Raw genomic sequence first — 12325 nt, forward strand, 5'->3', positions numbered from 1 at the left:
CTTATTAGCTTAAAAATTGAGATATTTTACTTATTTATCACTGACATAATAGAACTCATGATTTTTTGGAACACGGAAGCTATAAAATTACTCTTACATTAATCCAATTCAAATTTTTTAGGTATCAAGCATGACAGCAACTACCCCGCAGGCAACGTCAGCAACGCCCGCTTTTTGCGAAGGCATTCAATATTTTGCTGAAACAGTCCCTGGTTTTGAGACTTATGGGAAAACACCTGCGATCGCCGAGGGGAGCAAGTCGATCGCCGATCCTGCCGATCCCGTCGCCGTCTTTCAAACGATGCTGGGAGCAGACGCCCTGCGCTACCTGACGCTGCAAGTTACCGCTAGCAAGGCATCGGGACACCCGGGGGGTTTTGCTAGCCAAGCTGAGGCTTATGCCGCTTTGGTAATGCTCGGACACAAGAACATTGTCACCGAAGTCGGCCATCACGCCCCCGGCTTTTACAGCGCCATGTTTCTCGATCGATCTTTGGAGGATATGGGAATTGTTAACGTGCAGCAAGTGCGCGATAAATTCCGAGAAAAAGACGGTTTGTTAGGACATCTTTCCGGTTTCATTCCCGGCCTTTTAGCACCGGCGGGCCCCCTCGGACAAGGGCAGCATTTCGCAATGGCTGGAGCGCTTTTGCATCGGGAAAAACTGTTTGCTTTCACAATAGGCGACGGCGGCATGGGCGAACCCTATCCGATGAGCAGCATGGCGCATTTCCACACTGCTTATCCCAGCGTTACTAACTTTTTGCCTGTGTTGGTTTGGAACGGATATTCTCAGGAACATCACAGCATGGTTTCGACTAAAACTAATGCTGAAATGATTGCTTATTGGCAAGGCAACGGTTTTGAAGAAGTTATCTTAGTTGATGCTAAGGAATTTGACGATAAAAATCAACCGGAAGATTATGTTGACAGCACTGCTTTTTCGCTCGAACAGCGCATGGCATTTACAAAAGCTGTTTTACAAGGAGTTGACAAAGCGGCAAAATCTGCTCTCGGCGGCAAATTAACTGTATTTATTATCAAACAGTTGAAAGGTGCCGGCGTACACGCGCGCGGAGCAAAATCTCACAACCTTTATCCGAAAGATACGCTGGATGCTCCGCACATTATCAGTGCTTTAAAAGAGCGCGCTTTGACTGCTGCTGCTTGGCAGTTGGTGCGGACAAATTGCGAGCGTGCGGGCGGCGGGCCGGCGGCGAAAACAGTTGTTACTGAGTTTACATTGCCGCTGGCAGATTTAGGCGAATTGCCTTTGGAAGAATTTGCAGTTGGGGGAGAACCGAAGATTTCGACAACAGCAATGGGGGTTTTGGTAGGGAAAGTGGGCGAGCGCGATCGTACTTTTCTTGTCACTAATGCTGACGGTAATGAAGCATCGGCAATTGCCAATATCAACCAAGCTCTCAAAATTATTCACCCAACGACAGATGACCTGTACAATCAATCGCCCAACGGTCAAGTTTACGAACCTTTGAGCGAAGATGCTTGCGCCGGTTTAGCCGTAGGTTTATCGCTATTCGGAGCGCGGAGTTTGTGGTGTTCCTACGAATCTTTTGCCATCAACGGTTTACCAATTTGGCAAACTGTAACCCAAGCAATGGCAGAATTGCGCCGTCCAACTCCGGCAACTGTCACCTTATTTACAGCCGGTGCATTGGAACAAGGCCGCAACGGTTGGACGCACCAGCGGCCGGAAATTGAGGCTTATTTTGCGGCGATGATGCGGAACGGAAATGTGTTTCCTTTGTTTCCACCCGATGCTAACAGTATTCAAGCTTGTTATGAGTGGGCTTTGACTGCTAGAAATAAGGGAGTTGTGATTACTGCAAGCAAGTCGCCACTGCCAATTCGCACTACTTTTGAACAGACTCGCCAAGGTTTGCAAGACGGTGCAATAGTGCTGCACGAAGTCGATTCCCCGCAAGCTGCCCACAATCAAGGGGGGAGCAAGAAAGTAGTGTTTGCAGTTGTCGGCGACATGACGTTAATGCCAGTGTTTGAAGCGGCCGCATTTTTGGAAACAGAAGGGATTGGAGTGCGGATTGTTTCTGTTGTGAATCCCCGGCGTTTGTACCGTGCTAGCGATGTTGCTTGGGATACTTGTTCGGAAGCTGACGGCGGCTTTTTGAGCGATGAGAAATTTGCCAAAATGTTTGGCGGAGATGCCTTGATTGGCGTGACAGGCGGTGCTTCTGGGATGTTAGAACCTGTGATGCTCCGCAGCAATTGCAAGCGGGATACTTTCGCATGGAAGCGGGGGGAAACTACTGCTAGTGCTGGTCAGTTGATGGCGTTTAACGGGTTGACTGCTGAGGCGTTGACTAAAAGGGCGATCGAGCTAGTTCATTAAGTTAGAATGTGAGTGAATGCCCCTGCCTGGTTTGTACTGGGTAGGGGCTAGTAATATTTAAAATAGGATGGTGATACCTATGACAGCAAAAATTTTAGAAGAAGTAGGTACGCTTGCAGAACAGCGATTGATTCTCCCCGGTTATTATACTTGGGAGCAATTTGAGGCTCTCGAATCTTTGATGGCCGACTCTCGGGGTTTGCGGATAAGTTATCTTGATGGGTGGATCGAGTTTATGACACTGGGTGAAGCACATGAGACAATCAGTTGTATTCTTAATTTTTTGCTACAACTCTGCTTTTGTGAAATGGGAATTGAATATATTCCTGTAGGGAGTGCAACTCGCAGAGACCGGGCAAGAGATGTATCATTTGAACCAGACGAGTCTTATTATATAGGTTCAAGAAAAGAGCATCCCGATTTAGCCGTGGAGGTAACGATGACTAGCGGTAGCACAAATAAACTCGCTAAGTATCTGCGACTTCGCATTCCTGAAGTCTGGTTTTGGGAAAATAATCAGTTGGCTGTGTATGGGTTGCGGGAGGATAATTATGAGCAAGTTTCAAGAAGTGAGTTGCTGCCGGAATTGGATTTAGAATTGCTGGTGCGTTGCGTTTTAACGCCTTCAAGAATTGAGGCAAGGACAGAGTTTCTTAATGGGGTTAGGCAGCAGTAATTTGGTCGATTAATAAAATTTACGCAACAAATTGGTTGATCTGCTATAATTGCAGGGTTAAACACTGACTTTTTGTCAAGCGCAACCCAACACAGTAGAATAGCTAAGTATTCCTATTCTACAGAAATGGTTATACATAACAAAATTTAACACACCTTGAACTATGTCCCTGCAAGATGAAATTGATAAAACAAGGCAAGAAATTCGGACTGATGGCTACTCAATGTCTATTGGAGAGTGGATCAGCCTTTATGAAAATAGTGAGATCGATATCCATCCAGATTTTCAAAGATTTTTTCGTTGGTCCGATCACCAAAAATCAACCTTCATAGAATCGATTTTGCTAGGTATACCTATTCCACCAATTTTTGTTAGCCAAAGAGATGATGGGGTTTGGGATGTTGTAGATGGTGTTCAGAGACTATCAACAATATATGAATTTGTCGGTATTTTGAAAAAAGATGAAGCGGAAAACAATACACAGCCAGTAGCTTTACAAAAAACTACATATTTAGCTTCTTTAGAAGGTAAAAAATGGGACGACCCAAACGATCGAGATAATTCTTTCACCCAAGCACAGCGTTTATTGATTAAACGCTCAAAAATTGCTGTCAATATTGTTCAGAAAGAAAGCGATGAAATGATTAAATATGAGCTATTTCAGCGACTGAATACAGGAGGTTCAGTTGCTACACCTCAAGAAGTGAGAAATTGCATTCTTTTGATGTTGAATAAAGATTTATATCACTTGATGCGTTCACTGGCAGATTATGAACCCTTCAAAAAATGCACTGCTTTAAGTGATAGACTCTATGAAGAACAGTATGATATGGAATTAGTATTACGTTTCATACTTCTATTTGACAAGGATGATATCAGCGTTAAAAAATTGGGTGGTGATGTTCACGTTTTCCTAACCGAAACAATGCGTAAAGTTGCTTCTAATAAAGAGTTAGATTATCATCACATAGAAACCGCATTCAAGACAACATTCGATCTTCTTGATGAAACTATAGGTGAGGATAGTTTCAAGAAATATAAACCTGAACAAGACAGGTTTTTGGGTGGTTTTCTATTATCGGCATATGAAGTGGTAGCATTGGGAATCGGATACAACTATAAACATCTACCTCAAACAAACCTGATATCTGATAAAATAAAAGGTATTTGGTCGCATCCAACTTATCAAACACGGTCGGGAGGAGGGTTCAATGCTACAAGACGTTTACCTTACCTGATTCCGCTGGGTAGAGAAGTATTTTCCCCCTAATGAGTATCCGAACTGCTGAACAATTAAGTGATAAGCTTTCCACCGATCTTGCTTGGCGAAAGAAGGAACTTTCGGAACTCAAATCCTTGGTAGAATCGAGAAATGTTTCTTCTCCAAGGCATAGTGCGTTGATTCGGAGTGGAATATGTATTCTCTATGCCCATTGGGAAGGTTTTGTCAAATTAGCATCAAATAGTTACCTAGAGTATGTTGCGATGCAAAAGCTTCGCTACGATCAGCTTAGTAGCAATTTTCTAGCTCTGGCAATGAAGACAAAATTGAATGAGGCTAGAGACACCAATAAACCATCATTATATATACCTGTTTGTGATTTCTTCCTTTCTAACTTACATACTAAATGCTCTTTGCCATACAAAGACAAAGATGCAATTTCTACTGCATCCAATCTGTCTTCTGACATTTTGCAAGAAATAACTTATACTCTGGGGATAGAGTTTTCTGTATACTCTACTAAGCGGGTATTAATCGATATCAAGCTTTTGAAAACAAGAAACGAAATTGCACATGGTAACTATTTGACTGTTGACAGAGAAGAGTATATAGAGTTACACACAGAAATTATGGCAATGCTTGATGTATTTCGTAATCAGATAGAAAATGCTGCTGTTAATAAGGATTATATGCGGAATTCACCTTAGATAAGTTATTTCTTTAGAGTGGTTTGAAGCTTAGTCGCGGATGTACAATCGCCAATCCCAGCATTTAGTTCATTTCACATTGAATTACCGATATAACCAGATGTATGATCGAGCATAAGGGTAAAGTTGAGCCGACACGGACAACCATTGGCTCTCATAAACAACCTTTGCGCGATTGACTCCAACGATTGGTTAGACTTGTAGGCGTAAAGTTACTCAATTATTCCTATCTCTCTTCCTTCATCTGCGTGAATCAGCGTCAATCCTTTGTCATCTGCGGTTAATAATTCTCTTTTTTTAACCGCAGATGAGGGCAGATAAACACAGATTAACGCAGATGAATTATGTCAAGTCCGGTTGCACGAGCCGTGATTTTTGGCTGTTGACTAGGTTTGACGCCCGACGATGCTACCGGATTTGATATGATACGATTCTAGAGCTATTCGTGCAGCTTTAAACTAATGCTGAGGGGATAATTTATTCTAAAGTTTTTCCTGATTTGCTGTTAAATAAGTTTGCTTTGTTAGCTGGCAATTTAGCGAGAGTGCTAGAGGTTTTGCGGCGAAACATCAAAGTTTTGTGAAAAATTTGTCTTAATTTTATTGATTTTTTTCCCCGCAAGCCATTAGCCCAAAAGTCATTATTAATCGTCTATCGCCCGCAGCTTCAAACTTATCCCGCGAAACCAGATAGCTGGCTATTTCCGACTCTGAAATCAACCCCTGTTTGACCATCTGCAAAATGGGGCCGGAGTCAAGCAAAGGTTGGAACGCTTCAATTCCGATAATATCGCTGTGGCTGACAACGGCTTCTAAATCAACGCTAACAAACCCAGCTTCTTTGAGAATGCTACACAGATTTCGCCCGACGCATAAATTGCCGCCCCGCGATGCTATCACCTGCTTGAATTTTTCGCGGACAATCTCGACTGACCAAGGCGGATTTGTCAGCCAAAACAGATCCGCATCGTTATCAATAATTACCAGTTTTCCCCCAGGCTTCAAGATTCGGAATATTTCTCTAGCTGCTGCAACGGGATCTGGGAGATGAACGAACAGCAAACGGGCGATCGCGAAATCAAAACTGTTAGCAGGTAAGCCCGTATCCCCAACCGATGCTTGCACGTGATTTACTCGACCCCCCGCTTTTTGGTGCAAATATTCTGCTGCTTTTTCCTGCAGTACGGGGTCGATTTCAACCGCTGTTATCGAACTGTTTGGCAGCAATTCTACAAGTTTTTCGGTAAAGAATCCCGGCCCGCTACCCGCTTCCAAAACTTTCATCCCGTCGGCTAAACCGAACCACTTTAAAGTGCGCGCTTCCTTTTCCCAACTGATGATAACTTGAGCTTTTAACCGCTGGATTTCTCCCTCCAATTCCAGATTGAACGTACTGGCTTGATACGAACCTTCGGCCGCCATAAAATCATCCTTTTCCCTGCTTCGACACCTAGATTATAATAGAACTGCGCTTTAGCGCAATTCTCGTTGCGGACATCCCCAACCCCAGTTGGCGGACAGATGCAGGACGGGAGCCAGGTAGTTCCTCTATTATAAGAAGATGACCGAGACGATTTTAGATTGAGGATTTGGGATTTTGAATGAGAATTTCAGCGGTTTAAAGCCCCTAGTTTCAACTAGGTCAAAAATCGAAAATCGTAAATCCCATATCTAAAATGGGTTGACGGATTACCTAAACTGACGATGTTGTGTGGGAACGAATCAACTATGCCCCAGACTTTACCTCAACCGGAGAAACGAACATTTTTAGTTGTGGATGACCATGCGATGGTGTTAGGCGGCACGCTTAACATTCTGAAGCAAGAATATCCAGAGGCCGACATTCTGACGGCTTCGACGGCTCAGGCAGCCCTTGAGCAAATAGCGCAGATGACCCCGGATTTGGTGATTGTGGATCTGGTGATGCCAGAGACGATCGGCGAAACGGCTCAAGCAAATTCAGGGCTGCAACTCCTCAAAACGTTGATGGAGCAGTATCCGAGTCTGAATATTGTGGTGCAGAGTGCCCATGTTCGGACTTTAGTTTGGCGGAAACCCTTGATAGACAATCACATGGGCGGCTTCACGGTTGTTGATAAGAGCGAGCCCATGAAAGAGTTGCTGACAATGGTTGATTGGGCCCTGCACGAGCGGATTTATACACCCAAAGAGATCCGCAACGGGCTGCAACTCAAACCCGCCTGGATGCAGGTGTTGCAATTTGCTTTTCAAGAGAGCTTACAGGATATTGCGATCGCCAAACGGATGAATGTTTCTGAACGCACTGTGCAGTGTTACTGGAGTCAGATTCGAAATGTGCTAGATGTGCATACCGAAGAGGACAAGAATCTGCGGATTCAAACGCAAGTGCGAGCTAGGGAACAAGGATTGATTGATTAGTGAAGCGCGATCGATGGCAAGCAGTGAAAGCGGATGTCACGACTTGGGGACGAGGAGCGCTTCCAGGGGTGATGGTGATTGTCGCTGTGACGATCGCTCGATTCACGGGTGCGCTTCAGTTTTTAGAGTTGGTGACGTTCGATCGATTTCTGCGGCTGCGTCCCCCTGAGCCAATAGATGAAAGGATTGTAATCGTAAGTATCACCGAGGAAGATATTCAACGCGCCAGAACTTATCCGATTCCCGATCGCGAAATTGCCGATTTGCTTAAACGCTTGCAGGCCTATGAACCGATCGCGATCGGGCTGGATATTGTACGCGATATTCCGGTTGAGCCGGGTAATGCTGAACTAACATCGGTGTTTCGCAGCAGCAAGAATACGATCGGAGTGGAGATTGCCCTGCCCGATCGCAGTGGCTTTATCGTCGCACCTCCGCCCGCGCTACCACCAGAACAAATTGGCTTTGCAGATACCGTTCTGGATGCCGATGGCTATCAGCGTCGCAGTTTATTGGGCGCTCACAACCCCCAGCAGCAATACCGTTTTTCGTTTTCCCTGCGACTGGCGGAACGCTATCTCGCCACAAAAGGTATTGCGTTAGAAAATGGCATCCACGATCGCAATGCCTTGCGGTTTGGTAATACTGAGTTAACCAGGCTTCAACCCAATTCCGGCGGATATGTGGGGGCGGATTCAGGCGGCAACCAGATTTTGCTGAATGTTCGCAGTGGGATACCGTTTCGCGTGCTTTCTCTCTCGCAAATCAAATCGGGACAGGTCAACCCGGATTGGATTCGAGGCAAAATTGTGTTGATTGGGATGATGTCTTTTAGTGCGAAGGATCTGGCAAGTTCAGGTGCGATCGCAGGCATCAATCCCGGACGGATTTACGGAGTCGAAATGCAGGCCCACGCCACCAGCCAGATCCTGAGCGCGGTGCTCGATCGACGCTCGTTGATTCAGGTCTGGACGGATGGCTGGGAAATGCTCTGGATTGGGGTCTGGGGACTCTTGGGGATGAGTTTGGGGCGATTTCTGCGATCGCCCTGGAAAATTTTGCTCGGACTCTTAATCGCCAGCATCAGCCCGATCGCGCTTTGTTACTGGCTCATTCTGTTGGGGTGGTGGGTGCCGATCGTACCTGTGTTGTTGGTGCTGGTGTTGAATGGGGCTGGCTTGATGGCCGCGTTTTTTTATCGCCACGAACAGGAACTCCGACTGCGGTTAGAGGAACGTCAATTTGCGATCGAACAGACGTTTAATGCCATTCACAGCGGCCCGTTACAAACATTGGTGGGAATTTTGAGAACCGCTCAGGGAGAAGCCACACCGTCGCCATTTTTACCCGAGTTGCAACGCCTGAATGAAGAATTACGGGCAGTTTACGGATCGGTGCAGCGAGATGCGATCGCGGATGAACCGCATCTTCGCATGGGAAGCGCGATCGAATTGGCCCTGCAAGCCCCGCTGCATGAATTGCTCTACAAGATCTATTGCAACACGCTAGAACAAGAACTGCCCTACCTCACCACGATCAAATTCAAAATTGTACAGTTCGATCCCTTGAACACCTCGCATCTGCGGTTGGAACACAAGCGAGCACTCTGCCGCTTTCTGGAAGAAGCGCTCTGCAATGTGGGGAAACACGCCATCGAAGCCACTCGCTTGACCGTAATTTGCACTCAGGAGGGCGATCGGCAGGTGATTCGGGTGGCGGACAATGGCAGGGGGAACCCGTCTGACGCAGAAGCGCTGAGTTCCGGTGAAACGAACTGGGACAGGGAGACAACTCAATATCTAAACTCTCAACTCCAACCTTCAGGATTAGGAACGCAATTGGCAAACAATTTAGCCAAACAATTAGGGGGAACATTTCGGCGCTGCCCAAATGTACCGAGGGGGACAGTGTGCGAGTTAACTTGGTCAGCCAAACGGCGCTGGTTCTGGTAATTGGTTCCTGAGAGTTAGCATCCGAATTATTCATCTCTCTCTTCTCTTCCTCTGTGTTCTCTGCGTTCTCTACGGTTAAATCATTCCGATCCAACTGGAATTGATATCACACTTGCTATATCTTTGCACCTTCCCGCAAACGAAGCTTGCGGGCAGTCCTCTATTGTGTTTGTGTATTGTTGATTACTGTAGAAATAGTTACAGAGGGGATTGCGATGATGACTCACGGATTGAAGCGTCGAACCATTTACTCTGCGGGCATTGCGAGTTTAATGCTGAGTGTTTCGCTCTCTCTCGCTCCTGTAGCACTGGCAAAATACACTCCTCCTCAAGACCCTTCTAAACCGAAAGATACGGGGACGAATACCACTCGCGGCGGCAGTTGCGAAGGTAATTCACCAGCGATATTGACTGCGTTGGTGCCGTTTAGTCATGTGGGACAAACGATTTCCGGGCATCCCACTTTTACCTGGTTTGTACCCGATCGCACTCCTCGTCCGCTGCAATTGAGGCTGTTTACTCGCACGGGACAACTGCTCTACAGAACCGAGATGCAGAGTCAGCCAGGAATCATGTCGGTTGCTTTGCCCTCAAATCTGCCCCAACTGTCGATTGGGCAATCCTATCAGTGGCAAGTGGTGTTGGTCTGCGATCCGAATGTTCCTTCGAGAAATGTGGTGGCGGCGGCAGAAATCCAAGTCGTTGCACCTGCTGCGTCGTTGCAGACTCAACTTGCAGCGGCGCAAACTCCCCAACAGCGGATCGACTTGTATGCGGAGGCTGGGCTGTGGTATGACGCGATCGCCGAAGCGCGCAAAGCCTCTGAGACTTCTCAAAGCCAAGCGGCTGTGCTGGAATTGCTAGATGCTCTCGCTAGTTCGGAAGCCGAACCTTTGAAAGATTGGAGCGATCGATTGAAGCAAATTAGAGCGATCGAACAACAGCGACAACTTCCTCAACCAAAACCCTAAAATTATATGAAATCTTTATCGTTAAAACTGCTTAAATCAAGCGATCGTCAAGTGCGATCGGGCTTCCTCTTTCCCCTTGCCTTTTGCCTGTTGTCTGTTGCCTTTTATATTCCTCGGCACTCTCAACTCCCGGTTGTTGCTCAGGCGATCGATGCCCGTCAAGCAGAGGGCGATCGGCTGTTTCAGCAGGGCTACCAACAGTATCGGACTGGACAATTAAGAGCAGCGCTGAATTCCTGGGAACAGGCGCTGCAAATTTATCGCGCCCTCAAAAACCGCCGAGGGGAAGGTGCGGTACTGGGCGCTTTAGGAGCCGCTTACCTCGTCGATCTGGGCAACTATGCCAGATCTATTGAGTATTCACAGCAGAGTTTAGCCATCGCCCGCGAACTTAAAAACCGCGACTGGGAAGGTATGCTACTGGGCAATTTGGGAGCCGCTTACCTCGATCTGGGCAACTATGCCAAAGCCATTGAGTATTCACAGCAGTGGTTAGCGATCGCCCGCGAAATTAAAGACCGCCTTAAGGAAGGTAGAGGACTGGGCAATTTGGGAGCCGCTTACCTCGGTCTGGGCAACTATGCCAAAACGATTGAGTATGCACAGCAGAGTTTAGCCATCGCCCGCGAAATTAAAGACCGTGAAGCGGAAGGTGCAGCACTGGGGAATTTGGGAAATGCTTACGGCTCTCTGGGCGACTATGCCAAAGGCATTGATTATCAACAGCAATATTTAGCCATCGCCCGCGAAATTAAAGACCGCCTTAAGGAAGGTATAGCACTGGGCAATTTGGGAGTCGCTTACCACTCTCTGGGCAACTATGCCAAAGCCATTGAGTATTCACAGCAATATTTAGCCATCGTCCGCGAAATTAAAGACCGCCTTAAGGAAGGTATAGCACTGGGCAATTTGGGAAATACTTACATCGATCTGGGCAACTATGCCAAAGCCATTGAGTATTCACAGCAATATTTAGCCATCGCCCGCGAAATTAAAGACCGTGAAGGGGAAGGTGCAGCACTGCGGAATTTGGGAATCGCTTACAACTCTCTGGGCAACTATGCCAAAGCCATTGAGTATTCACAGCTCAGTTTAGCCATCGCCCGCGAAATTAAAAACCGCCTTCGGGAAGGGAATGCACTGGGTACTTTGGGACTCACTTACATCTATCTGGGCAACTATACCAAAGGTATTGAGTATGCACAGCAATATTTAGCCATCGCCCGCGAAATTAAAGACCGCGAAGGGGAAGGTACAGCACTGGGTAATTTGGGAATCGCTTACGGCTCTCTGGGCAACTATGCCAAAGCCATTGAGTATTTACAGCAGAGTTTAGCGAGCGCCCCCGAAATTAAAGACCGCCTTAAGGAAGGTACAACACTGGGCAATTTGGGAATCGCTTACGGCTCTCTGGGCAACTATGCCAAAGCCATTGAGTATTCACAGCAATATTTAGCCATCGCACGAGAAATTAAAGACCGCCTTGGGGAAGGTAGAGCACTGGGCATTTTGGGACTCACTTACATCGATCTGGGCAACTATGCCAAAGCGATTGAGTATGGACAGCAGTGGTTAGCCATCGCCCGCGAAATTAAAGACCGCAAAGGAGAGGGTCAGGCGCTCAACAACCTCGGATTGGCCTTCTTGAAAGCTGGCAACCCAACAGAATCTGAGAAAATTCTCGTGAATGGAATTCAAGTTTGGGAATCCATGCGTCAAATGGTCGGCTCCAACGACGCGAATAAAGTCTCCATCTTTGAAGAACAAGCTCGCACCTATCGGACTTTACAACAAGTTCGGGTGGCTCAGAATAACCCGATCGCGGCCTTAGAAATTTCCGAACGGGGACGTGCTCGTGCCTTTGTCGATCTCCTGACACAGCGCTTATCAACTGGTGATGCCAATTCGGTCATCGCCGCTGCTCCCAACCAGGATCAAATCAGCCAAATTGCCAAATCACAGAAGGCCACTTTGGTTCAGTATTCGATCGTCTATGACGACTTCCAGATTCAGGGAAAAAGCGAATC

General features: G+C 46.8%; 9 protein-coding genes. 8 read left to right on the forward strand and 1 reads right to left on the reverse strand.

What is annotated here, in order from left to right:
* Positions 1 to 130 precede the first annotated feature (130 nt).
* The 4 genes from QT994_RS13730 to QT994_RS13745 all read left to right on the forward strand — a co-directional run bounded on the left by QT994_RS13730 (position 131) and on the right by QT994_RS13745 (position 4976).
* Complete coding sequence (locus tag QT994_RS13730) at positions 131 to 2371, forward strand: phosphoketolase (RefSeq protein ID WP_333175347.1); 2241 nt, start codon at positions 131 to 133, stop codon at positions 2369 to 2371.
* A gap of 79 nt (positions 2372 to 2450) precedes the next feature.
* Positions 2451 to 3047 carry a Uma2 family endonuclease gene (locus tag QT994_RS13735; protein ID WP_333175350.1) on the forward strand — a complete coding sequence of 199 codons (597 nt, stop codon included), beginning with the start codon at positions 2451 to 2453 and terminating at the stop codon, positions 3045 to 3047.
* Positions 3048 to 3210: 163 nt separating this feature from the next.
* Positions 3211 to 4317 (forward strand): DUF262 domain-containing protein, encoded by a 1107-nt coding sequence (locus QT994_RS13740; protein ID WP_190660510.1) that lies wholly within the window; start codon positions 3211 to 3213, stop codon positions 4315 to 4317.
* Positions 4317 to 4976 carry an MAE_28990/MAE_18760 family HEPN-like nuclease gene (locus QT994_RS13745; protein WP_333175354.1) on the forward strand — a complete coding sequence of 220 codons (660 nt, stop codon included), beginning with the start codon at positions 4317 to 4319 and terminating at the stop codon, positions 4974 to 4976. The genes QT994_RS13740 and QT994_RS13745 overlap by 1 nt, the downstream gene beginning before the upstream one ends.
* A gap of 599 nt (positions 4977 to 5575) precedes the next feature.
* Here the strand turns inward: QT994_RS13745 and QT994_RS13750 are convergent.
* Positions 5576 to 6397, reverse strand: a complete 822-nt coding sequence (locus QT994_RS13750; RefSeq protein ID WP_333175356.1) for a methyltransferase domain-containing protein — start codon at positions 6395 to 6397, stop codon at positions 5576 to 5578.
* A 306-nt stretch (positions 6398 to 6703) separates the two neighbouring features.
* Here QT994_RS13750 and QT994_RS13755 point away from each other — a divergent pair, with 306 nt between their 5' ends.
* The 4 genes from QT994_RS13755 to QT994_RS13770 form a co-directional block, all read left to right on the forward strand.
* Positions 6704 to 7375 carry a response regulator transcription factor gene (locus QT994_RS13755; RefSeq protein ID WP_333175360.1) on the forward strand — a complete coding sequence of 224 codons (672 nt, stop codon included), beginning with the start codon at positions 6704 to 6706 and terminating at the stop codon, positions 7373 to 7375.
* Positions 7375 to 9327: a CHASE2 domain-containing protein gene (locus QT994_RS13760; RefSeq protein ID WP_333175363.1), complete on the forward strand. Its 1953-nt coding sequence runs from the start codon at positions 7375 to 7377 to the stop codon at positions 9325 to 9327. Before QT994_RS13755 ends, QT994_RS13760 begins: the two co-directional genes overlap by 1 nt.
* Before the next feature lie 176 nt (positions 9328 to 9503).
* Positions 9504 to 10298 (forward strand): DUF928 domain-containing protein, encoded by a 795-nt coding sequence (locus QT994_RS13765; protein ID WP_333175366.1) that lies wholly within the window; start codon positions 9504 to 9506, stop codon positions 10296 to 10298.
* Positions 10299 to 10304: 6 nt separating this feature from the next.
* On the forward strand, positions 10305 to 12325 hold a 2021-nt coding region (locus tag QT994_RS13770), incomplete at its 3' end, for a tetratricopeptide repeat protein (RefSeq protein ID WP_333175368.1).

It is taken from the genome of Microcoleus sp. S13_B4, from assembly GCF_036700885.1.
GTDB lineage: Bacteria > Cyanobacteriota > Cyanobacteriia > Cyanobacteriales > Microcoleaceae > Microcoleus.

What these genes read in the sequence shown, in the direction of transcription:
- QT994_RS13745 (WP_333175354.1), top strand. Translation starts at nt 4,317, where the DNA reads ATGAGTATCCGAACTGCTGAACAATTAAGTGATAAGCTTTCCACCGAT.
- QT994_RS13750 (WP_333175356.1), bottom strand. Translation starts at nt 6,397, where the DNA reads ATGGCGGCCGAAGGTTCGTATCAAGCCAGTACGTTCAATCTGGAATTG.
- QT994_RS13730 (WP_333175347.1), top strand. Translation starts at nt 131, where the DNA reads ATGACAGCAACTACCCCGCAGGCAACGTCAGCAACGCCCGCTTTTTGC.
- QT994_RS13755 (WP_333175360.1), top strand. Translation starts at nt 6,704, where the DNA reads ATGCCCCAGACTTTACCTCAACCGGAGAAACGAACATTTTTAGTTGTG.
- QT994_RS13740 (WP_190660510.1), top strand. Translation starts at nt 3,211, where the DNA reads ATGTCCCTGCAAGATGAAATTGATAAAACAAGGCAAGAAATTCGGACT.
- QT994_RS13735 (WP_333175350.1), top strand. Translation starts at nt 2,451, where the DNA reads ATGACAGCAAAAATTTTAGAAGAAGTAGGTACGCTTGCAGAACAGCGA.